Genomic DNA, 22652 nt, shown 5'->3' on the forward strand with positions numbered 1-22652 from the left:
TAAAAAGCGATGCTGATAGCCAAAGATTGCCCTCCAGGTGGCTGGACGACAACCGAATATTCGTGCAGGATATGTGAGTTTCACTCACAGGTAATCGATGCCGCGCCAGCTTCCACCCTTGACAACTCTTCCGGCTTTTGACGCTGCGGCTCGCCATTTGAGCTTTACGAAAGCAGCCGTGGAGCTGAATGTGACCCATGGGGCGATCAGCCGCGCCATCCGGAACTTGGAGGAAAGGCTCGGTACCCTGCTGTTCGGGCGAGGAACGCGATCCGTCCGACTGACACCCGCAGGCATCGCTTATGCCGCCGAAATCGGCGCGGCTCTCGATCGAATAGGAATCGCAACCAACGCCGCCACGGCGCCGAAATCATCAGGCGTCCTCAATGTCAGCACGTCGGACGGGTTTGCCGGAAGATGGCTTGTTCCGCGACTGCATCGGTTCCACCGCGCCAACCGCGACATCGATGTGCGTCTCTCCACCTCGGGAGGGTTCGCGGACTTCCTGAGAGACGGGATCGATATCGCAATCCGCTATGGAGAGGGCGACTATGACGGAGTGGTTTCGGAGATGCTGGCGGAGGAAGATGTCTCTCCTGTCTGCAGTCCGGAGCTGCTTGAAGGCGAGCATCCTCTCCGCTCGCCCGCTGATTTGAGATATCATAGGCTTATTCACGACAACTTCCGCATTGATTGGACCACCTGGCTCAAGGCCGCGGGATTGGACGATATCAATCCCGATAATGGCGTCCGATTCGACTCGGCCGCCTATGCGGTCGAAGCCGCTGTCCAGGGCGAAGGGGTATTGCTGGGCAGGAGTGCGCTGATCTCGAACGATCTCGCAGCCGGGCGCTTGGTGCGCCCCTTTGATCTCGCGCTGAAATCGCGGTGGAATTATTATGTCGTCTATCCTGAAGGCGCGATGCGGCTGAAAAAGGTCAGATCCTTCCGCGACTGGCTGTTTAGCGAAATGACGTCCGCCACTAGGCCTTGACGGCGCGTCTGCCAGGCCAAGGTCTTGGCCAGCAGCGTTCGTGGATGCCTAACCACATTTAATGCCAATGCGGGCTAGTTTTTCCAATCATTCCGATCCGGATCGGGATGCATCCTCTTGTTGTCTGACTTCTTTCAGCAGTTTTTCCCGCGGGTCGTCGGAAAGTTTATTCCTGGTCGCCTTGATCTTCTCGTCGGCGACATCGACAGGCCTTCCGCTGTCATCGGGAAAACCCTCGGCCGTCTGGCCGATCGAGGCATCCTTTGGCCGATCATTCAAACCGGTGGTGAGCTTTTTGTCTGCCATATCGAATCTCCTTTTCCTGAAAACTCCTCGGCCGATGTTTTGTGCCGATGCGCCGATAGGAAGTGCAGAAAAATGACAGATGTTTCGATGGCGCGACCCGATCACCGTGCTCATGCAGCGAAGCGACGCGCAAGTTCACCCATTTGATCAGGAACATTCGCGGTTCACGACAGTTGGGAATTTTTAGAGATCAATGGAGGTCGCTATGAAAAGATTGCTCGCTGTTATGAGTGCGGCACTCTTCGCATCCGGAACGGTTTTTGCTCAAAGCAGTGTGGTTGTAACTCCGGACAGCTCCGACACCAGCGGATCAACCGTGGTTGTTCCCGGAGATGTCACGACATACGTGACAGGACAAGAGGTCCCATCAGTAACTTACGAAGGCGATATCGCAGTTGGTAGCGCGTTGCCGAGTTCCGTCGAGGTATATCCTGTGCCAAGCAATAGTGACTATGCCTACACCATCATCAACAAGAAGAGAGTTATCGTAAATCCTCACACTCATAAGATTATCGAAATCGTCAAATGATCGCTCATGTATGCACCTGTTGATTGCGGCGCCTTTTATCGGCAAAATGCGGTCCGGTAGTCGCAGCTGTCAGTCATAGGTATCACCATGCTCGAAAGCGGCAACGGTTGTGGATATCCCTTGCTCTCTGTTTGAGACGTGATCGCGACGCCTTCGACACGGCGACATCGCTGCGCCGTGTCGGCTTCTCGTCGCTCATAACGTGAAGCGAAGGATTTTTATCTATCGCGAAACATCCCACGCAGCCTGGCAAGAATGCCCGGTCGATCGCCTGCAGCAATCAACGCACGAACGCTATGGGCGGCTACCGAGGCATTAATCGTGGCTCCGAAGTGACAATAACAGACGAGCTTATGCAGCTGATTGTGACTCAGCCCGAAGAATTGCTTGATTTCGCCATAGGTGTCGTCATTGAGCCCGGCTGCCCGCAGGACGGGGTCGGCAAATGCCACCGACAGCGGCGAATCGTCAGCGCGCATGATCGCACGCTCTCTGGCGGGCTGAAATTCCGTTTCATGCAACGTCGAGAGTGCTTGTTGCCCGCGGCGTTCGAGGAGCTCCGCCCACCGCTCAAGGCGGTCGCGGCGCGTCGCAGGCAGCGCGTGCCGATATTCGAGGTTAACGTTGGCGCGGGTCCGAATTTCTTGAAGGGCATGGTGTTTCATCGAAGGCTCCTTTCGGACGATATCCGTCCATTCGCGACATTCCAAGTTTGAGAGGGGTTCCGACGAGATCATTCGATCCGGTTTGTGCCCGAGGTGGACAAGCGTTCTTGAACGGCGGATGCGATGCAGTCTCGGCATTCGCCAGCCACGAATCGACCAATTGCTTTCCGGCACTGGTGAGTTCCTGAAGTTCAGCACGATACATGTCCCCGAAACTTCCGATCTGCATCGCGGTAGTCCCTATCATCCGATCGGATCGGAGATCGGAATCCCAGTGGTTCCTAACCGCAGCGATGACCAAATGTTCCGATCAAATTCCAGATCCCTTCAAAATCGTTCGACCAAACCCGCGCGATCCAACTCGGTGGGACTTTCGTTCAAAGATCTTCACAGCTATCGCCGTGGCCAGTCCTCCGAACCGAACTTATCGTTGATGGCGTTCTCCTCGTCGCAGGTCAAAAAAACGCGCAATCACAGGGGCTTGCACCATCTCGCCCGCGCGATTTTCTCTCACCCGCACGAGCCATCATCTAGATTTTGACGTCCGCAACTGCCGACTGCCTATTTGGGTCGAGTGCGACCTACCAACAGAAGGAACATTTCTCCGCTCCAACGGTTAGAAGGCAGCAGAGGAACATGGTGATGATGCAGAATGACGAAGAAAAGGATCGGGATAGGAATGACCCGATCGTATCTCCGAGCGATAGTCCCTCGCAGAAAAGGAGCAAACGGCGAGCCGGATATTTTATCGTGATCGGGTTTTGCATCATTGCCTTACTGGTTCTCGTCGAGTGGTTATTGAACGGCACGATCATGCTCTCGAATGCGCATTGAGCCCGAGGCGGAAGAGAGGCGTTTTAGCATTCATCGCACCGTGTTTGGCCACAAAAGACGAAACGCGGTGGTGCTGAAATCCGTCAGAAACTCAGAAACAGTGAGGTATACCGATGGTTGGACAAAAAACCCACCAGCAGCAAATACATGTGATCGAAAAGCGGGAAGACACCTCCAATGCGGGAGATGATTTCAATGCCGGCCTGGATTTGAAGAAATCCCCCGAAGAGCGCAGGAGAGAAGCTGAAAGCACGCGACTGCGTTCGAGCCCCGAGATTCAAACTGAAGACCGCGCGATGTTGCGAGGCGTCAATCAAAGAAGCGGACAACACAAGAAACATAAATAACACGTTCAACGTGCTGTCGGAGTGTGAGGCGCCCACATAATCTAGAAAGCGAACAGCGAACCCAACTGTTCAAACCACGTCGGGGTAGAAACGGTCCGCGTCATCCAGACAACCATGCATGATGGAACGCTTGATCAGCGTGAGTGCACAGGGTTCCGACCATTATCACGTGTCGTGAAGTTGGTTTATGGCGGAAGATAGAACCCCACACGCTCTTACATGCCGGCCTTGGAACCGGTCTCAGCCGCGATACTTGCCCTCGTTCATTTCACGCGGATCATAATTGAGATCCCAATCTTTCTCTGGTTTTGTTGTGCCAGGAGGCTTTTTGTTGACGGTCGCGTCGTCGGACCCCGTGATGACAGTCGGCTTGGCGCTTGCCACACCGTTATTGCGGCTGCTTCTCAGCAGTCTTCGGGATTGACCCTTTGCATCCTGCGCGGGATCGCCCCTACTCTTTTCACCTGGATTGTTCGACTTAGGCATGGCGGTATTCCCATCATTCATTGCCATATCAGGCCTGCATGTTCATCGTTTTTCCCGGTATCTCGATCCTCTGCCAAACAACCCACGTGCTGCAATGTTCCCGGGCACTTTATGATCCTCTTTTGTCATCAGATCGGTCGACGGAGCAAATGCCAGGTGGTTTCTCTGCCATATAATGACGGGCGCTGCATCGCAGCAGATATACTTCCGGCTCTGGATTTTCCAGCATCGTAAAACCTGCGCTACGTAGCATCGCCTCGGTCGCCGCCTTGTTCGGTATGAACCAGTTTGTCGGATCCCCGGCGTAGCGATTTTCGACGAAGAACAATTTCGGATAATCGGGGCGGTTGAAAATCTCCCGCTCCGCGAAGTCGTAATCGTCTTTCAGCTCCGGTGTTTCGTCCACGCCTCGCTGCATGCATTGAAACAGCATCAGGTCTTTGACGACATGCTCACGAAGCAGATCAAGAGCCAATAGCGGGTGACGCAAATGGTAGAGGACGCCCATGAAAAGGACGAGGTCAAACTTCTCGCGCAACTGCGCGACCTCGTATACGGACATTTGCCTGAAGTCGATCTCCACCTCGGCCTGCGTTGCCGCGAATACCGCTTGCCGCAGATAATGCGGATCCGTATCGATTGCCACCACACGATCCGCATTGCGCCGTTTCATTTCCAGCGAGTAAAACCCGGCATTGCAGCCGATATCGAGAACAGTTCTGCCTGTCAGATCCCGAGGGATGACATCCTTGAAGCGACGCCACTTGAAACTTGGATAGTCCCCGAGAAAATGATCGGGAGCTGTTTCGACACCCTTTATCCGCAGGTTATGAAACCATGGCGCCAGTTCGATAATCCGACGCTGCAACTCCTCTTGGTTTTGCATGGTCACGCTCCGAGTGAAATGCCCGTCGGACGCCGGATCGGCGTAGCCTTGCGGTTTGCTCGTCGGACAAATTGTGGTTCGTGAAGCGCTTGGCGAAACCAGGCAATGGTATATTCCAAGCCTTCCGCGAGATGGACCTTCGGTTCCCAGGACAGGAGCTGCTTTGCCCTGAGTATATCAGGCCGTCGACGCTGCGGATCATCGGTAGGCAATGGCCGGTAAACGATGCTTGAGCTTGTCGGCACCATCTCCAGGATCATTTGCGCAAGCTCGTGAACCGTGAATTCCCCGGGATTGCCGAGATTGATGGGCAAGCCGGCGTTTGGCTGCACATTCATCGAGCGGATCAACCCGTCCACCAGATCGGACACATAGCAGAAGGATCTGGTCTGGTCGCCGTCTCCATAGATTGTCAGTGGTTCATGCTGCAGCGCCTGGACGATGAAATTGGAAACGATGCGGCCGTCGTTGGGCTGCATGCGAGGGCCGTATGTATTAAAGATGCGCACCACGCGGGCGTCGACACAGCCCGTGCGCACACTGTCGAAACAAAGCGCCTCTGCCGCGCGCTTCCCTTCGTCGTAACATGCACGCGGCCCGATGCAATTGACGTGACCCCAGTAATCTTCCTGCTGAGGATGCTCTTGCGGATCACCATAAACCTCGCTCGTGGAGGCCTGCAGGAAGGAGGCAGCATGGTGCTCGGCAAGCTTGAGCAGATTGCCGGTTCCGGCCACGCTGGTCATCATCGTGTGAATAGGGTCAGCCTGATAGAAGGCAGGAGACGCAGGACATGCCAGGTTGTAGATCTGGTGAAGCGGCTCGGCAACCTGCAGCTCCTCGCATATGTCATGCTCGATGAGCGTGAAATCGGGATGATTTTGCAAGGCCTTGATATTATCGGGGGTACTGGTCAGAAAGCTGTCAACGCAAATGACCTTATGGCCACCGGCGATCAACGCATCGCAAAGGTGAGAGCCGACAAAACCGGCGCCTCCAGCGACGAGAATATTCTTTTTGATTACCTGCCGCATGCAATTTCTCCTCTGGGTTGCTACACGAAAGCACGTCGCCCTGCTCGATTTTCCGGCAGACTCTCCGACAGCATGTTCACCAATTGCCGGGCGCGAACACGGCCGGTGTGCTCGCCATGAACGATGCGATGCGCGAGATTGGCTATTCCGCGCCTCGCTTCCTCTGAAACGCCGGTCAGCGCACCGACCACGTCTGCGGTGTCATGCGCGATCAAGATGGAGCGATCTTGCGGGAAAAGCTCATCGAGGCCGCGCCAGAAATCGCTGATGATCGGCGTGCCGCAGGCAGCAGCCTCGAAAAGACGCACGCTGGGCGACCAACCCGCCTCGATCATATCGGATCGCGTGATGTTGAGCGTGAATCTTTGCCGGCTGTAGAAGGATGGATGATCGGTGGGCGCAAGATGCTCGATGCGGGTTACATTCTCGGGCCAGTCGATATCAGTGGGAAATTGTGACCCGGCGACGACAAACCGCAAATGCGGCAACTGCCGTGCTGGCTCTATCAAGAGCGTCTGCAGTTTCTCCTGCCGGTCGGGACTGTAGGTGCCAAGATAGCCGAGATCCCAATAGGGCGTTTCGCCTGTATTCCTGTAACGCCGCTCGTCCACAGAGCAATAGAGAGCTTCCGCCCGCGAAACGCCGAACTCTGTCATCAGCCGGTCGAGGACGCCTCCTCCCGAAAAAGACAGATAGATATCGAACAGCGCCATCTGACGTCCGGCAATGTATTCCTGGTCGCCCTGTCCGAGTTTTGCAAGCGTGACGGGCGTGTCGATGTCGTAAAAGCACAGGAGCGAAGGATTTAGGGCGGCAACAGTATCGATCACTGCTACTCCATCCGGCACATAGGAGCCGATGATGACGGCATCAGCGGCGGTCAATCGCTGACTGAAACGATTTTTGAGCTCGTCGATCCCGTCATAGTAAGAAAGTTCGCAGAACTCCGGATCGAGAAGATCCCGCTGGGCAGCATACCAGGGGACGTCCCGCTCCAGGAAAAGAACGTTGTGGCCCTCGGCATGGAGACCTCTAATCAAGGAGCGGTACGTCGTGGCGTGACCATTGCCCCAGGAAGATGACAAGGTGAGGCCGAGAACGACGATGTCGAGGGCACGGCTCATTCGGCAGCCTCCTTGCTTGCAAAACGAGACCGCAAGAGTTGATCGACTTCGACGGCTCGATGCCGGTAAGTGTGTTCGCCAAGCACCTTCGCAAGCGCCCTCCGGCCGACCGCTGCCGCATGCTCCGGCGTCAGACCGGACAGGATTTCGCGCACGTCCTGACCGTCGCGCGCGACGAACACCTCCTCGTTCGGCGTCAGAAAATGGTCAATTCCTTCCCAATAGTCGGTAATCAGGCAGGCACCGGCGCCCGCCGCTTCGAACACCCGCGTGGCAGGCGAAAAGCCGTTGTCAGCCATGCTCTCGCGCGAGATGTTGAGCACTGCTCTCGGCGTCACGTTGAAGGCATTGTGATCGCGGGTGGGCACGTGCCCGATGTAGCGGACATTGCCCGGCATCGGCTTGTCGTCCCAGCCCGCGCCACCCAGAAGGAAGCGGTGCGTGGGCATGGCTGCAGCCGGTTCGAGAAAAAAACTTTCGACGCGGCGCTCTCGATCAGGCAGACGGTTGCCAAGAAAGCCTAGGGCGGCCTCGAAATGATGATCGGCGATGACTGGATGATGGGTCTGCGGATCGAGCGCATTGTAGATCGGAATGCACGCCGGCGCCCCCAGCAGAAGGTATTGTTTTACGACGGGGTCCCCGCCGCCATAGGTCAAAATGAGATCAAGGCCCCCAAGGGCTTGGCGAAGCGGATGTTCCGCGGAGGTCCGCATTTCGGCAAGGGTCGCCGGCGCGTCCACATCCCAGAAAATTTTCAGCGCTTCCGGGCGCGCGGCCATCATGACCTCCCGCAAAAGCAGATCGTCCTCGAAGCCGACGCCGCTCGTCTTGATGATAACATCGGCAAGGGCCGCCTCGACCGCAACCTTCCTCAGGGCGGCGATCGTCCCATCATAGACGACGACCTCGCACCACTCGGGCGGGTCGATATCCCGATGCTCTTGGCGCTGATAGACATCCGGCTCGTAGAAAGTGATGCGGTAACCCCTCGCCGCCAATGCTTTCAGCAAGCCGCGATAATAGGTCGCCGCACCGTTCCAATAAGCCGAAAGGAGGCTCGAGCCGTAGAAAGCGATCTTCATTCCGCAACCTCCTGCCGACCCGTTGCATTGCCCTGATCCAGAATTTTCAGAAGTTCATCCACGCGATGGCTGCAGGTATGCCGCGTGCGAATGCGCTCCAGGCCAGATGCAATCAGCGCATCGGCGAGCGCCTGGTCCGAAAGGACATCACGAACGAGGCGGGTCATTTCGTCGCCAGTTCTGGCGATGAGAAAATCCTCGCCGGGCCGGAAAAGCTCCTCGCAATCGTCCCATGGCGCGGATATCAGCGGAATCCCGCAAGCGAGCGCCTCGAAGACACGTATCGTCGGAATGCCCGGCAAGGATTCAACGTAGGGACGGCGGGGAATATGCACAGTCACCCGGTTTTCGGCAAATGCCCGCGGCACGTCGGCATTGGCGATCCAGCCGCCGTAGTTGATGCCGGCTTTGCGCAAAGCCACGAGCGCTGCCGGAGGATAGCGCACACCTCGCACGCTAGTCGTCAGTGCGTCTTTCCCGATGCGGCTGGCAGGCTCGATCAGAAAACGGCCGATCTCGGCACTGCGTTCATCATCGCCCCAATTACCGATCCATATGAGATCGCCGGTCTTTTCTACCTCGGGTATCGGCCTGAACAACGCCGCGTCGGCCGCCTCGTGCCAGGTAAAGACATTGGTCCCCCACCCGGCCTTGAGATAACGCTGACGCAGCGTCTCGCCGAAGGCGAGAATGAGGTCATAATCCTCAAGATCAAGCCCTGCGATTTCACTCCGTGCGGAGACGGCACGATGATGGGTGTCATGGAACATGAGTGTGAAGCGCCCGCCGATGCGCCTGGCTCTGCCGATCCGCTTGACGAGTGCGGGATCTGTCCACTCGTGAACGACAACGACGTCTGCGTCGCCGATCGCCTCCTCATGGTCGAAGGCGCTGTCGTAGGATAGCGACGTCAGCTGCGGGAATGTGCGACGGAAAGTTTCCAGCGCCTGCGGCCCCTGATCCATGAGGAGATTACGGCGGCTCCAGGAATCGGAAGGCTCAATAGCGATGGCACTATGTCCGCGCTTCAGGAGCTCGCGCATGATCCCGCGCAGGAAATGCGCATTGCCATGATTCCAATCCGACACCAGAGAATGCGTGTAGAATACAAATTTCATGGATGCATCGCCTCCCTCTCATCGGCATGCTGCATGGCGCTTGCATAAACGCTCAGCAGCGACCGGCATTGATGGTCGAGCGAATAGTCGCGCGATCGATTTTGTGCCGACCGAGCCTTCGTTTTCCGCAATTGCTCGTCGTGTGACAGCAGATCGATCGTATTGGCGAAGCCGGCGGGATCGTGCGGATCCGCAAAGAGTGCGGCCCCGTCCCAAAGTTCGCGATAGGTCGCGATATCCGCCAAAACGAGAGCAGCTCCCGAACGGGCTCCCTCAAGCGCGGCAAGCCCGAAGGGTTCGTAGAGAGAGGGCGAGACGACGATACCGGCCTCAGCCATCAGAGCGGCAATGTCTTGATGAGGCATCTCCCCTAGCTGGGCGGCATGCTCGACGAAAAAATGCTGACCGGACGGCCCGTCGACAGGCCCTGCCATCAGTATTTTTGATCGAGAGAGACCTGCGGCCTGATCCAATACCGCACCATTCTTGCCATCATCCCACCATCGGCCAACCGCCAGGGCAAAATTCCCCTTCGGAGTTGACCGCGCGGGGAGTTCGCTTGAGTTATGGACGACCTTCAAATGGGAAATCGGCCCATAGCACGTTCGAAGCGCATGCGCGTGGCTATGGCTCGGCGCAACGACGATATCGGCGCGATCGAAGCCGCGCCGGTTGCGCGAGAATTGCCATCTCCATGGATCGGGGACGCCGATGCCACGTACGGATTGGAACCAGGTCACGACGCACGAATGCGAAACAACGACAACGGGCAGATCGACATCGAGACCGGCGGCTTGCGAGGGAAGATTGAGATGAAGCAAATCTGGAGAATGCCGGTCGATAAGCCGCCTGAGAAGGTCGGGAATGATATCGAGCTCATCTTCGTTTGCCGCCATCCAATCCAGCGGCACGTCCAGCCATGTCATCGGTCCGAGCGCAAGGGCTTCCCGCTGCTGTTCGGATGAAGGCGACGGCCCCAACCCGGCAAACACCGTGGTGACGCCGAATTGCTGTAATCCCCTGGCGAGATCCATGGCATATCTCCACACGCCGCCGACAGCGTCTATGGTCATCAGAACGGTGTGTGGTCTGGCAGGGTCGAACTGATAGCCTTGCGCATGCACCAAATTGCTTTGATTGACACTCATTGCCCCAGTCATGCCGAGGCCCTCCGTGCCCGAGCAAAGCCGTTTAAGCGGTTGCTCGCAATCCAATCGCAAAGTTCGCGCACACCGTCGCGCCAGGCTATTTCAGGCGCCCAACCGATGGCTTTTCTCAATGCGCTGGTGTTCGTGACAAAGTACAGTTGATCGCCCACGCGCCAGTCGGAGTGCATGGTCGCAATCGGCCTGCCGATGACCCTTTCGATCTCCCTGAGCACGATTCGAATGCTCACGGCGTTGTCAGGCCCTCCCCCCAGATTGAAGGCCTTGCCCTTGGCTTCGTCGATTGAATTCAGCAGACCCCGATAGGCGCGAACAGCATCATTGACATGCAAAATGTCTCGCACTTGCCGACCGTCACCGTAGATCGAAATCGCTTCGCCGTTTAACCCGCGGATCAGGAAATGAGCGACCCAGCCTTGATCTTCGGTGCCAAACTGCCGTGGGCCATAGATGCAGCTCATACGCAAAACGGCGGTGAGCGAACCGAAAGACTTGGCGTAGTCGAGGACATATTGATCCGCGACCCCCTTGGAGCAGCCATATGGCGTGCAGAAATTCAGGCCGCGATCCTCATCGAACCCGTTCTCGCGCAGGAATTCATCGGCGGGTATATAGCGGTCTTCCAATCCCGCCATCGCGATGTCGTGGATATCGCCATAGACCTTGTTCGTACTGGCAAAAATGACCGGCGCCCTGTTGCCTGCCTTGCGCACCGCTTCAAGCACGTTGAGTGTTCCGCGCGCGTTTGTCTCGAAATCATGAACGGGATAGTCGAGGCTTGTCGTCACCGCCGTTTGAGCCGCAAGATGAAAGACAGCGCGTGCGCCCGTGAAATATGGAGCGATCGCATCGAAGTCCCGGATATCGATTATCGCGGGTTGAACGCGATCACCGTGATTGCTTTTCAGCCAGCGAAGATTCTCCTCGACGCCGGGGCGGCTGAGATTGTCGAGGACGATCACCTCCTCACCATCTCTGAGATAGCTGTCGGCAAGATTGCTTCCAATGAAACCGCTGCCGCCAACGATAATGATGGGACCTTCAGGTAATCTCATGACATGAGACCTCTTTCCTTGAGATGCCTGGTCATCTCCGCGTTCCTGTCGACGGCCCCTGTCATAAGAACCCATTCCGCAAAGGACTCGAGCGATCCGTCGAGATGGTAATGCGGCTCGAAGCCGAGCAATTCTCTGGCCTTTGAAATATCGGCGAAGCAATGGCGGATATCGCCGCTGCGCGACTGCCCGGTAATCTCAGGCGACAAGTCCGCGGCTCCCATCGCGGCGGCAAGCAGCATTGCGACCTGCGCTATGGTATAGGCCTGGCCACTGCCGATATTGATGACATGCCCTGCCGCCGGTCTCCGTTCCAGAGCGAGACGAAATGCGCGTGCGACATCGCGCACATGCACAAAGTCTCGGCGCTGCCTGCCATCCTCGAAAATCATCGGCGGCTGGCCATTGGCAAGGCGCGAGGCGAAATTCGCAAGCACGCCCGTATAGGGATTGGAAAGTGCCTGACCGGCACCAAAGACGTTGAATAGGCGTAGTGCCACTGCCTCGACGCCATAGGCGCGACCAAAGATGAGTGTCTGGCGCTCCTGTGCATATTTTGTCAGCGCGTAGATCGAGACCAGATCGACGGGTTTTTCCTCATCCGTCGGCGCAGGCAGGAGCGGCTCTTCATTGGGGCCAAGGGGATCCCACAGACCTTCCGTGAGACGATTGCCATCGCGCCTTATATAGCCGAGGCGATGTCCCACCGGCGAGACATACATGCCCTCGCCATACACGCTCATCGAGGATGCGACGACTATTCGCTTGATCGGAAGGCCGATCATGGCTTCCAGGAGAGTCGCCGTGCCGAGATCGTTGGCAGAGACATAACGAGCAATCTCATACATGGATTGGCCGACACCGACCTCGGCTGCCAGATGGATGACAGCGTCAACGCCCTTCAGTGCTTCACGAACCGCTCCCTTGTCGCGCACGTCGGCACGAATGACATCCGCTGTATCGACTGCTTGCTGAGTTCCCGAGAGGCCATGCACCTGATCGATCAAGGCATCGAGAATGCGGACCTGATATCCATTTTCAACCAGTTCTTCAGTGACATGCCGACCAATAAAACCGCATCCACCGGTAACGAGAACATGTGACATTGGGCACCCGAGACTATTGAGTTGAGAGGCTTTTGACCGCCACCCAACCGGGATCCCCAAGGAATGTTCCTCACGCTATGACATCATTATCATTGTAGACTTCTTCAATGATGCGTTCCGTTTTGCGCTCCAGGTGTCATCCTTGTACCTGCAGCAAGCATCTTCATCATCTTCTGGAACAAGCCATGCGCATGCCAGTTAGGCGCGCGTCGTCCATCCAATTCGAAGGCGGGATGATGGTAATTGCCAGGAGAGGATCAATGAACGCGATCACATCGGTGTGGACAGATGCCATGAGAGCGGCCGTGGTGACGGGCGCTGGGCAGCTGCGGGTGGAAACCATGGCATTGCCGGAGCCTGCTGCCGGTCAGCTGCGAGTAAAACTGGAAGGCTGCGGTGTATGCGCCTCGAACCTGGTGCCATGGTCAGGCCCGGAATGGATGCGATTTCCAACCGAACCTGGCGGGTTGGGGCACGAAGGCTGGGGAACGATCGATGCGATCGGAGATGATGTCACCGGTTTTGCCGTCGGTGATCGCGTTGCGACGTTAGGGCAGCATGCTTATGCCACCCATGATCTCGCCGACCACAGCAGCGTCGTCCGGCTGCCCGCCTGGCTCGACGATCGCCCCTTTCCGGGAGAGCCGTTGGGTTGCGCCCTGAATATTTTCAAGCGGTGCGACGTCCAGCCTGGGCAGTCCGTTGCCATTGTCGGAATCGGTTTTCTCGGCGCTTTGCTGACCCAGCTGTGCGTGGCTGCCGGCGCCCATGTCATTGCGATTTCTCGAAGAGCGTTTTCCCTGGAGATCGCCAAGCGCGCGGGAGCGTCCGAAACAATCGCAATGAAAGACCATTGGCAGATCATCGAGCAGGTGAGGCAATCGACGCGGGGGCAATTCTGTGATCGCGTGATCGAGGCGGTCGGCAAACAATGGCCACTTGATCTCGCAGCCGAATTGACGCGCGAGCGTGGACGCCTCGTCATTGCAGGTTACCATCAAGATGGGCAGAGACAGGTCAACATGCAGCTGTGGAACTGGCGGGGACTTGATGTCGTCAACGCACACGAACGGGATCCTGCCGTTTATCTTCAAGGCATTCGCGATGCGATCGCGGCGATCGAAGCCGGTCAGCTCGATCCATGGCCTTTCCTGACCCACCGTTTTCCCCTGGAGCGGCTTGATGACGCGTTGAACATGACCAGGGACCGTCCCGACGGCTTTCTCAAGGCCCTGGTGGTATACTCATGAACAATCTCGGCAAATACGCTCACCGGAACGTAGCTCAAGGCCTCCGCCTTGGTTTTCTCGGCGTCGGCCGGATTGGCCGGCACCGGATGAAGGCCATTCTTGACACGGGCTTGGTCGGCTCGACGCTCATCTGCGATCCATCGGCGGAAATGGCGAAAGCCGCCGCAGACCTGGCTGAGCAAGCCACGATCGTTCCGAGTTTCGATGATCTGCTGAGCGAGCGCCTCGACGGAATCGTCATCGCAACGCCGAGCGCCTTGCATGCGGAGCAAGCCATGACTGCCTTGGAGCAAGGCATTGCTGTCTTCTGCCAGAAGCCGCTGGGGCGTACCCGAAATGAGGTCGAGCAAACAATTGCAGCCGCGCGCAAGGCGGACCGATTGCTGCAGGTTGATCTTTCCTATCGGCACACCAGAGCGATGCGCCGTGTCCGCGATCTTGTTCGCGGCGGCGAGCTCGGCAAGATCTTTGCCGTCGATATGATCTTTCACAATGCCTATGGGCCGGACAAGCCCTGGTTCTATGACAGGCGAATGTCGGGCGGGGGCTGCGTCATGGATCTCGGAATCCATCTGGCTGACCTGGCGCTGTGGACGCTTGACTTTCCGGCTGTCACTTCGGTCCAAAGCTGTCTTATGCGAAGGGGTGTTCCAATTCAGCCCGACAGCGCCGATGTGGAGGATTTCGCTCTCGCAACCGTGACGCTATCGGATGGCGCAACTCTCCGGTTAGCCTGTTCATGGGGCCTCAACGCTGGTGTGGACGCTGTCATCAGCGCAAACTTCCATGGAACGGCCGGAGGGGCGGCCATGCGGAACGTCAACGGTTCTTTCTACGATTTCGTCGCGGAAGGATATAGGGGAACACGCACCGATATTCTCGTCGAACCGCCGGATGAATGGGGCGGCCGAGCCGCGGCCGCATGGGCGACACGCTTGGCCGGCGACAATAGCTACGATCCACTTTGCGAACGCCTTGTCGATTCCGCCGCAATCATCGACGCAATCTATGCCGGCTGAGAACGGCGGCTCAAGCGAATGGTGATTTTGTGAAAGCAACGGGAACCCGCGACCCTCACGCGGGTTTGATGCGATCTCAATGCATCAACTGATGGATCGCTGCGATGCAATCCGGTGAAAGCCGCAGTCCAGGCCAATTTACAGAAAACTCGGATATTCTTTCCGAAACCGCGCTTCCGCGATGGGTCGTTCGGTCATTGGCTGATAATGGGATCACGCGCGCAAAAGAGGCCGCCGAGATGACGGATGACCAATTGCTGATGTTGAAGGGTGTCGGCATCCAATCGGTCAAGCTCATCAGGACAGCCCTGGCCTGCTCTCCTGACATCACCGCTTCCATCCCGGATGCCCCCACATCGGCGCCCGCACCGTCAGCGCCAAAAGATGACGGCTCACTCGGCCAATAAGCCCAGCACACGGCCCTCGTAGCGCATCACGGCGCTCCTCAGTCGTGCTTGCTCCGAAGCATCATGGCTTTGAGCCGCCAAGGACCAAAGGCCGATCTGAAAACCCAGATAGCATGCTTCGAATACCTTGATCACATCATCGCGCGGTTCCCGATCCGTTTCCACCGCGACGATCTCAACCAACCGGCATCGCTGCGCTTTCGACAGGTCAAATTCCACGGATGCACCGGCAATATCCCAAGCCACGTCCTGGCATCCGATGAGGTCGTGAGAGGCATTGTGATCGAGCGCGTCGGTCTTAATCAGCCGGCCGTCTTGCCGCCTTATCCATTCCCATCGATGGAGCCGATTGTCAGTATCCACCCGCCGCAGATGTTTCACCAGATGATGTGGCCGGCCAATCAACTGTTGGATTTGATGCGCAACTTCGCCTCCCAGGGCCTCCTCGATATTGACTATAGCCATATGACATAGATCCAGAAGCGATGCGCCTCCATGCGTGGCGGGAAGGTGACGTGCCCGGAACCCGAGATACAGGCCGATCTGCTCGACCATCTCCGTTTTCGGCGCCGGATCGATCTCCATTGCGCAGCCCTCGATCCAAGGCTCGACAATGAAGCCGTGGCAGGTCCCCAGCACCGGCGGCGTGAAGCCGGCTTCGCTCAATATCTTGCCTCTCGCCTGCTTGGTCGCCATCTCACAAAGCCCGGCAAACTTCACCAGATGGTGCGTACCGCTGTCCGACAGCAGAAATTTCAGCTTCTCTTGCTGCCGGTAGCTCGGGGGCCAATATTGCGGGTCCTCGTAGCGCAGTCCTCGCCACTGTCCTCCCGATAGATCCCGCCAGGAGCCCTCGCTCACACCCAGGAGCTCGCAAGCCCAGGACTTCAGGTTGCGTTCACGCTCCGGCGTATCCAGGATCAGTTCATGAACGTCGACGACGTGCGGCCGCCGCTGCTTCCACCTGCGCAGATGCGCCTTGCTGACCTGTCTGCCCGGCTCGCCCTTGTGGCTTGGAAAGAAATGAATGCGCTCGGCCGGCACGCCATTGGTCTCGAGCCAATCCGCTATGCACCCAAAGGAACTGCCCGATAATCCGGGGCCTTCGTCGACAATGGCGAAATCTGTATCGAGACGGTCAAGAATGCGCCTCTGCAGCAATTTTCCTGGCAGCACCTGTCGGCGGAAAGGATCGCCCGTCGGCCTCAAGGAATAGGCAGGACCCGATCCGAGCGCCGCCGCGACGACAGCGGCCAAGCTGACGCCAATGCTCCTCACGCCGATGACGACGGTCTTGGATGACAGACCCGAACGCAAGGCCGCTTCCAGAAAGCTCTCGGGATAGAGCGCATAATGTGCATAGCCCTCCGGCTGCTTTATCCGGATGGGTTCATCAAGCCTTAGAGGCTCCAGCAGTGCTTTCCAATCGGTCGAAGGCATCAAGGATCCGGCGAAATTTATCCGCCAGGATCGCACGAGCATACGGGCCTGAAAAAGCAAGAGCTCAGAACCCGCGACTTGAGCATCAGAGATTTCATCGTAGCCCCTCTGGCGAAATTCGTGATCGGCGAGCCCCTGAACGAGCTCGCCTGTCATAATGAAAGTCTGCACCAGGAGTTCATGCCGACGGCGATCCGGCTCCATATTTAAACAGGCCGCCATGTCGTCCGAGACCCTACAGCAAATCGATGCGGCCCGTTCAACACGCTCGATATCTCCATAGACCAGCATCGTCGGCGCCTCATGAATCGAAACATATCGAACGCGCGAGATCGGGTTGCGATCCATCGAATGATTTTTTTCGGGAACAGATGCCCCCTGTCTTTGTTTGAGGATGGCTTTGTAGATGCTGGAGAAAGACATGCCTTCCCATTCCATTCGAGTAGCTATCGTCGGTGTCGGCAATTGCGCGTCCTCGCTTGTGCAGGGACTGACATACTATAGGGATGCCGAAAGCAACGAGCCCATCCCCGGCCTCATGCATGCAGACCTCGGGGGATATCATGTTCGTGATGTGGAAATTTCGGCGGCGTTCGATATCGCCGCCTCCAAAGTTGGGAAGGATGTCGCCGAGGCCATCTACGCCGAACCCAACAATACCAAGCGCTTCGCCGATGTCGCGATGATGGGTGTTACGGTACATCGCGGCAGGACGCTCGACGGCCTGGGCCGCTACCTGAAGGACGAAATTCCGCAATCGGAGGAGCCGGTTGCCGATGTTGCCGAAATTTTACGTCGAACACAGACCGAGGTGCTTGTTTCCTACCTGCCCGTCGGGTCTGAGGAAGCGACACAATGGTACGCCGAACAGGCGCTCGCCGCGGGGTGCGCCTTCGTCAACTGCATTCCCGCCTTCATCGCTTCGAAGCCTGAATGGCAGCGTCGCTTTGCCGAGCGCCGCCTGCCCCTCATCGGAGACGATATCAAGAGCCAGGTGGGCGCGACCATCGTCCATCGCATGCTCGTCAACCTCTTCTGTGAGCGCGGTGTAAGGGTCGATCGCACGTATCAGCTGAACTTCGGAGGCAATACGGACTTCCTCAACATGCTGGAACGCGAGCGTCTTGAATCGAAGAAAATCTCCAAGACGCAATCGGTGACGAGCCAGCTCGATGTTCCGCTTGCTCCAACGAACATTCACGTCGGACCAAGCGATCACGTTCCGTGGCTCGAAGACCGCAAATGGGCCTATATCAGACTGGAGGGTACGACTTTCGGCGGCGTGCCCCTTAATGCGGAATTGAAGCTGGAAGTATGGGATTCCCCCAATTCCGCCGGTGTTGTCATCGACGCGATCCGCTGTGCCAAACTGGCCCTTGATCGCGGCATCGGTGGGCCGCTGGTCGGCCCCTCGAGCTACTTCATGAAATCGCCACCGCGTCAGTTCACCGATCAGGAGGCTCGCCGGCGCACGCAGGCTTTCATCGAGGACCAGGAGGATGCGCTGCCCGGAGCGGCGGAATGACGACGACCTTCTTCCTGGTTCGTCACGCAGCCCACGACAATCTCGGCAACTTCCTTGCAGGTCGCACACCGGGGATTGCTCTCGGAGAGGCAGGGCTATCACAGGCAAAGCGTCTGGGCCAGCAGATGATGTGCAAACATCTGGATGCGATTTACAGCAGCCCGCGCGAGCGAGCCCGGCAGACGGCCGATGCAATAGCCTCCGCATGCGGGCTGGATGCCCCACAGATCGAAGAAGCACTGGACGAAGTCAATTTCGGCGATTGGACCGGCAAGACCTTTTCGACGCTCGATCAAGACGCCCGATGGCGCCGCTGGAACGCGATGCGAAGCCTTTTACGGGCGCCGAACGGGGAAACCATGCTCGATGTGCAGACCCGGGTTTGGGATTTGATTGAAGACCTCTCCGGCAGGGCCGAGGGCAAGGGGCTAGCGCTCGTATCCCATAGCGACGTCATCAAAGCGGCGGTCAGCTACATTCTCGGCCTGCCGGTCGACGCCTGGCCGAGGTTCGATGTGGAACCGGCATCCGTCACTCACATGGTCGTCGGAGATTGGGGAGCGAAGATCATCACGCTCAATGAAATGCATCCATGATTATCGCGGGAGACCAGCATGATCAAAGCAGCTATGATTTGGAACGAGCCGAACAATAAGTCGCACTGGGATCCGGAGATAGATCCGGATTGGAGCCGGTTTGCCGAAATGGCGATACTGGCCGCCGACGCAATCGCGCTTGCGAACCCCGATCTGATCAAGGTGCTCGGCGGCATTTCTCCGATCGATCCTGGTTTCATGAGCCGAATGAAGGATTACGGTGTATTGGACCATCTCGATGCCGTCGCGGTCCACGGCTTTCCGCTGGACTGGAATTTGTGGCAAATCGACGAATGGCCGCAAAGACTTGCCGACATCGCCAATGTCACCGATCTCCCGGTCTGGGTCAGCGAGGTCGGCGTATCCAGTTTCGGAGCCGAAGACGTGCAGCTTTGGGGATTGAACCGCACCGTAGACCTGCTCAAGGGAAAGGTGCCGCAATTCCAATGGTACAGCCTTTTCGATCTCCCCAGATCATGGGAAGCGACCACGCGCCATAAGGAAGCGGAAGGTTCCTCCTATTACCGACACTACTATATGGGCATTCTGCGTGAGGACGGCACGCCGAAGCTGGCCCTCGACGCCTTTGCTCGGCACACCCCCGATCTCGGCCTTGTTCAGTGGTTTCACTTCGAAGATCCCCGGCTTGACGAAGCCGTCGGGTGGATGAAACGGCTTGGCGTGCGGTCGGTCAGGACAGGTCTTTCCTGGGCGGATCGTTTCCGTCCCAATGCGCTGGATTGGTTCGACCGGCAAATGCGCAGCCTCGAGGAATTCGATGTCACGGTCACCTTCTGCTTCACTCCGGAGCATCGTGGCATTGCCCCTCATCATACAAGCGCGCCGCTGGTCCCTGAGGAATTTGCCGAATTCTGCCGCGAGATGGTGGAGCGCTATGCCCCGCATCACGTCGACGAGCGGCTTGATAGACTGCCTTCGACTATCACGGCCTTCTGACCATCAATTCCTCATGGCTTCCTGTCCGGACAAAAGCGATCGAGCCATCGCCCCAGCGGTCCGCGCGAATAGGCCAGCGCATGGTAGCAGCTCAGCATGAGGCGAGCCCAATTCAGATAGAGGCCCGGCATATGCATCCGACGGGCGAGCCAAAAAACACGATGGCTCCAGAAGCTGATGCCAAAGCGCATCCCATAGATCATCTTGCGCCTGGCACCCAACCGATGTCGCGCCGCCCAGACGCGCTTGCGAGGACGCATACCAAATCGCGGCAAACTCAGGCGGAAGGCCAAGCCTTCGCGTCTCTGCCGAAAACCCGCTGCCTGCGTGCTGACCACGAAGGCTTCATCCACGGCCGATAGAGAGATGCGTCCCGATTCCATTCCGGCAAGAAGGAGCGCGTGAAGGACTTTTGAGCGCACAATGACGACATTGGTCCCTCGTCCATCCGATGAATATGGCTCCTGCCAGGCGTCGCCGAACGCAATATCCGCAGTCTCCGCAACCACGTCGTCGCAGTAATCGCAGGCCGAATTCTGGAAAAATCCTGCGCCCCAATCACCGTCTGCGAGGTTCCACCAGTCCTCGGCGCGAACCTCGCCATTTTGCAGGTCTAAACTGGCGCGATACCAGTTGGCCGGCCGGTCCGGGGACTTTGACCTGTAATCGATCCGCTCGACATCTTGAATGCGCTGACCCATCTGCCAGGCAAAACTCTCGGTCATGCGCGCGCTCTTCATATGGCCGCAAAAAAGCCCGAGCGTGAAAACGATGCGCTCGTTCAGGATCGGATCAAGGCTGCTCGACAATCTCAATGCTTTTATGAAACAGGGAACTCCGACCACGGCATAACGGCCCGGAATCCTCTTGATCTGCTCCAGCACCTGCGACATCTCGACCGGATAATAACGCGATTTGGCGCCTGCGCTTAGCCCATGCGGATCGCGTGATAGCGCGTAGCGAAACATGCGGCCATCGCTTGCGGGGCCGCTGCTTTCGACAACATGCGCCACAGCGTCGACAAGGCCGCAACGAAGGAGTTCCGTTGCAACCCAGGTCACCATACCTCCCGAGCTGCCGCTGGCGCGAAAGGCGCCCTCCGCGACATGGCCGACGAATGTTACTTCGAACCGTCCGAGATGAGGATCGGTCTTCGCTGCCTCTGGAAAAAGCCCTTCCGCAAGTCCATTCTCGTCTTCGCTAACGGGCGAGAATGGGCATAGATGTGCAAAATCCGTCGTTCGATCCCGCATCCAGCTGTCGCTTGCATGCGGCTTCCACTGTCCGAAACGATCGAAATCCATGTGGACGTCATCTTCATCCGAACGCGCTACACAAGCACCGCATCCGATACAGAGACCGGACCGAATAACATCGGCCGGGCTCACGGGGCCGGAATTCCCCGGCTGGTCAGAATGCCTGCTCGACGACATGATTGAGAAAGGTGCTCGAGTTGTGACGAAGGATTTCGATCCGGCGGATGACATCCGGCGCTGGAGCTTCCATCAAGGCCACATTCAATTGGGAAGACGGGCTGGATTCGGATATGACGCTGTCCTCAATTCCGATCATGGCCGCCAGATCACTCAGCTTGTTCGACCGATAATCGGAGAGAACGCAGGCCAAGGGCTTGCCATTGACGAGAGAAAACACGCAGCCGTGAAAGAAGTTCGTCACCACGCCGCTGGCGCCCCCGATCAGACGGGCGAAATCAACAGGACCCGCGTCGATGCGGTGCTCATGAGCCCAATCGTTCCTGTATCCGATGCTGATCAAGCTGGTATTGTTTGCATCAGCCCAGTTGCGGACCATTTTCTGAAACCAGGCCGGAAAACTATGTCCGTAGACCCCCACGTAAGGCGGGATCGATGCTTCCTTGCCGACGTCCAGGATCGCTTGCGGAAACTGAAGACACGGATCGAGCACCAACTCGGCTTCTATCCCCAAGGCTTCACCGATCAGGCGCTGCGAGTTCATGTCACGAACCGATATGCGGGAAAAATCGCGCAGCCTATCAACCCAGTAGCCGTTCAGTTGCCCCGGCGAACTGAAATTGCCAAAGCTGGCGGCATAGGAGGAAAGGAGATGCCGCTGCAGACCTTCGCCGAAGAACAGGTTGCGGCCGCCATACCAGGGATGATGTAAATTCCAGACCTCGTCGCTGCCGACGATGACGAGCGGAAGATCTTCAACGACGACAGGGCCTTCCAACGCGAACGGCGCAGAGAGCGGCAACCGGGAAACCACATCAAGGAATTTACGGATCTTCTCTCGGTAAAGCGGGTAATCTTCCGCCGAAGTCGCAATTGGAAGCTCGGGCCGAAACGCGCAACGCCACTCGGCGAAATCGATGCGTTTTGATTTGTGGTTCAGCAGGACCGCGTCGACGTTCATCGACCGCAATCCCTCGACCAGACAGCGCGCCTGCCAATAGGATCCGTAGTTGATACAGCCATGGAATGTCAGCACGCCCGCCTGGCGACCGCCACCGTCGGCGATAAAGCTATTTCCGGCGGTATTCAGTGCATGCACATGACCGGCGAAGCGGTTCTGATCCAGCATGTGATCTTCCGTTGTCCTGCTGACAGCTATGAAACCGGGGCCTTTCAAGCGCACGTCACCCGCCGTGCTGGCTTGCGCTCTTGTTGGCCTTCAAACCGTGCGAATGATCGAATGTTCCCCGCCGACGCGGAGATGTCCGCCAGGTTTGCCGACGGCGTTCC

Annotated in this window: 24 protein-coding genes; 9 read left to right on the forward strand and 15 right to left on the reverse strand. The window is 57.6% G+C overall.

From position 1 onward, the window contains the following. Positions 1-97 precede the first annotated feature (97 nt). Positions 98-994: a transcriptional regulator GcvA gene (locus PH552_RS04580; protein ID WP_285165575.1), complete on the forward strand. Its 897-nt coding sequence runs from the start codon at positions 98-100 to the stop codon at positions 992-994. An 87-nt stretch (positions 995-1081) separates the two neighbouring features. On the opposite strand, the gene PH552_RS04585 is transcribed toward PH552_RS04580, so the two are convergent. Beyond that, complete coding sequence (locus tag PH552_RS04585) at positions 1082-1414, reverse strand: hypothetical protein (protein WP_285165576.1); 333 nt, start codon at positions 1412-1414, stop codon at positions 1082-1084. A 91-nt stretch (positions 1415-1505) separates the two neighbouring features. On the opposite strand from PH552_RS04585, the gene PH552_RS04590 reads away from it, so the two are divergent. Continuing rightward, the gene (locus PH552_RS04590) at positions 1506-1829 is read left to right on the forward strand and encodes a DUF1236 domain-containing protein (protein ID WP_112345588.1); all 324 of its coding nucleotides are present in this window, start codon (positions 1506-1508) and stop codon (positions 1827-1829) included. A gap of 218 nt (positions 1830-2047) precedes the next feature. Here PH552_RS04590 and PH552_RS04595 read toward each other — a convergent pair whose 3' ends face one another. Next, positions 2048-2494 carry a hypothetical protein gene (locus PH552_RS04595; protein ID WP_112345904.1) on the reverse strand — a complete coding sequence of 149 codons (447 nt, stop codon included), beginning with the start codon at positions 2492-2494 and terminating at the stop codon, positions 2048-2050. A 642-nt stretch (positions 2495-3136) separates the two neighbouring features. Between PH552_RS04595 and PH552_RS04600 the strand changes: the two genes are divergently transcribed. Then, complete coding sequence (locus tag PH552_RS04600) at positions 3137-3328, forward strand: hypothetical protein (protein WP_112345587.1); 192 nt, start codon at positions 3137-3139, stop codon at positions 3326-3328. Between the two features lie 113 nt (positions 3329-3441). Then, the gene (locus PH552_RS04605) at positions 3442-3675 is read left to right on the forward strand and encodes a hypothetical protein (protein WP_112345586.1); all 234 of its coding nucleotides are present in this window, start codon (positions 3442-3444) and stop codon (positions 3673-3675) included. Positions 3676-3915: 240 nt separating this feature from the next. Here the strand turns inward: PH552_RS04605 and PH552_RS04610 are convergent, their stop codons facing one another. From PH552_RS04610 to PH552_RS04650, 9 genes are all read right to left on the reverse strand, one after another. Beyond that, positions 3916-4161 (reverse strand): hypothetical protein, encoded by a 246-nt coding sequence (locus PH552_RS04610; protein WP_285165729.1) that lies wholly within the window; start codon positions 4159-4161, stop codon positions 3916-3918. Between the two features lie 109 nt (positions 4162-4270). Then, positions 4271-5047, reverse strand: coding sequence for a TIGR04290 family methyltransferase (locus tag PH552_RS04615; protein WP_285165578.1), 777 nt, complete (start codon positions 5045-5047; stop codon positions 4271-4273). 2 nt (positions 5048-5049) lie between these two features. Continuing rightward, entirely contained in the window at positions 5050-6081 is a 1032-nt protein-coding gene (locus tag PH552_RS04620; protein ID WP_285165580.1) for a UDP-glucuronic acid decarboxylase family protein, read from the reverse strand. A 20-nt stretch (positions 6082-6101) separates the two neighbouring features. Then, complete coding sequence (locus PH552_RS04625) at positions 6102-7205, reverse strand: CgeB family protein (protein WP_285165582.1); 1104 nt, start codon at positions 7203-7205, stop codon at positions 6102-6104. Beyond that, positions 7202-8290 carry a CgeB family protein gene (locus tag PH552_RS04630; protein WP_285165583.1) on the reverse strand — a complete coding sequence of 363 codons (1089 nt, stop codon included), beginning with the start codon at positions 8288-8290 and terminating at the stop codon, positions 7202-7204. Before PH552_RS04630 ends, PH552_RS04625 begins: the two co-directional genes overlap by 4 nt. Then, positions 8287-9408 (reverse strand): CgeB family protein, encoded by a 1122-nt coding sequence (locus tag PH552_RS04635; RefSeq protein WP_285165584.1) that lies wholly within the window; start codon positions 9406-9408, stop codon positions 8287-8289. Before PH552_RS04635 ends, PH552_RS04630 begins: the two co-directional genes overlap by 4 nt. Further along, positions 9405-10481, reverse strand: coding sequence for a glycosyltransferase family 4 protein (locus tag PH552_RS04640; RefSeq protein WP_483315475.1), 1077 nt, complete (start codon positions 10479-10481; stop codon positions 9405-9407). Before PH552_RS04640 ends, PH552_RS04635 begins: the two co-directional genes overlap by 4 nt. Before the next feature lie 83 nt (positions 10482-10564). Continuing rightward, the gene (locus PH552_RS04645; protein ID WP_483315476.1) at positions 10565-11704 is read right to left on the reverse strand and encodes an NAD-dependent epimerase/dehydratase family protein; all 1140 of its coding nucleotides are present in this window, start codon (positions 11702-11704) and stop codon (positions 10565-10567) included. Next, positions 11626-12735 carry an NAD-dependent epimerase/dehydratase family protein gene (locus PH552_RS04650; RefSeq protein WP_285165586.1) on the reverse strand — a complete coding sequence of 370 codons (1110 nt, stop codon included), beginning with the start codon at positions 12733-12735 and terminating at the stop codon, positions 11626-11628. Before PH552_RS04650 ends, PH552_RS04645 begins: the two co-directional genes overlap by 79 nt. Before the next feature lie 260 nt (positions 12736-12995). On the opposite strand from PH552_RS04650, the gene PH552_RS04655 reads away from it, so the two are divergent. Further along, a complete protein-coding gene (locus tag PH552_RS04655) occupies positions 12996-13985 on the forward strand; it encodes an MDR/zinc-dependent alcohol dehydrogenase-like family protein (protein WP_285165730.1) in 990 nt (329 codons plus the stop codon). Further along, the gene (locus PH552_RS04660; RefSeq protein WP_285165587.1) at positions 13982-15004 is read left to right on the forward strand and encodes a Gfo/Idh/MocA family protein; all 1023 of its coding nucleotides are present in this window, start codon (positions 13982-13984) and stop codon (positions 15002-15004) included. Before PH552_RS04655 ends, PH552_RS04660 begins: the two co-directional genes overlap by 4 nt. A gap of 76 nt (positions 15005-15080) precedes the next feature. Here PH552_RS04660 and PH552_RS04665 read toward each other — a convergent pair whose 3' ends face one another. Beyond that, positions 15081-15344, reverse strand: a complete 264-nt coding sequence (locus PH552_RS04665) for a hypothetical protein (protein WP_285165588.1) — start codon at positions 15342-15344, stop codon at positions 15081-15083. 52 nt (positions 15345-15396) lie between these two features. Beyond that, entirely contained in the window at positions 15397-17274 is a 1878-nt protein-coding gene (locus PH552_RS04670; RefSeq protein ID WP_285165589.1) for a hypothetical protein, read from the reverse strand. Here PH552_RS04670 and PH552_RS04675 point away from each other — a divergent pair. Genes PH552_RS04675 through PH552_RS04685 form a run of 3 tightly spaced genes read left to right on the forward strand, consistent with a single transcriptional unit; the run spans position 17273 to position 19929 of the window. Continuing rightward, on the forward strand, positions 17273-18376 hold the full coding sequence (locus PH552_RS04675) for an inositol-3-phosphate synthase (RefSeq protein WP_112345574.1): 1104 nt from the start codon (positions 17273-17275) through the stop codon (positions 18374-18376). The genes PH552_RS04670 and PH552_RS04675 overlap by 2 nt on opposite strands. Further along, entirely contained in the window at positions 18373-18972 is a 600-nt protein-coding gene (locus tag PH552_RS04680; RefSeq protein WP_285165590.1) for a histidine phosphatase family protein, read from the forward strand. The genes PH552_RS04675 and PH552_RS04680 overlap by 4 nt, the downstream gene beginning before the upstream one ends. Positions 18973-18990: 18 nt before the next feature. Beyond that, the gene (locus PH552_RS04685) at positions 18991-19929 is read left to right on the forward strand and encodes a beta-xylosidase (protein WP_285165592.1); all 939 of its coding nucleotides are present in this window, start codon (positions 18991-18993) and stop codon (positions 19927-19929) included. A gap of 11 nt (positions 19930-19940) precedes the next feature. On the opposite strand, the gene PH552_RS04690 is transcribed toward PH552_RS04685, so the two are convergent. Together PH552_RS04690 and PH552_RS04695 are read right to left on the reverse strand one after the other, a co-directional pair. Continuing rightward, on the reverse strand, positions 19941-21233 hold the full coding sequence (locus PH552_RS04690) for a Coenzyme F420 hydrogenase/dehydrogenase, beta subunit C-terminal domain (RefSeq protein ID WP_483315466.1): 1293 nt from the start codon (positions 21231-21233) through the stop codon (positions 19941-19943). Between the two features lie 106 nt (positions 21234-21339). Continuing rightward, positions 21340-22491 (reverse strand): polysaccharide pyruvyl transferase family protein, encoded by a 1152-nt coding sequence (locus tag PH552_RS04695; protein WP_285165595.1) that lies wholly within the window; start codon positions 22489-22491, stop codon positions 21340-21342. Between the last annotated feature and the right edge of the window lie 161 nt (positions 22492-22652).

The sequence above is a fragment of the Rhizobium aureum genome, assembly GCF_030182495.1.
In the GTDB taxonomy this organism is placed as follows: Bacteria; Pseudomonadota; Alphaproteobacteria; order Rhizobiales; family Rhizobiaceae; genus Rhizobium; species Rhizobium tropici_C.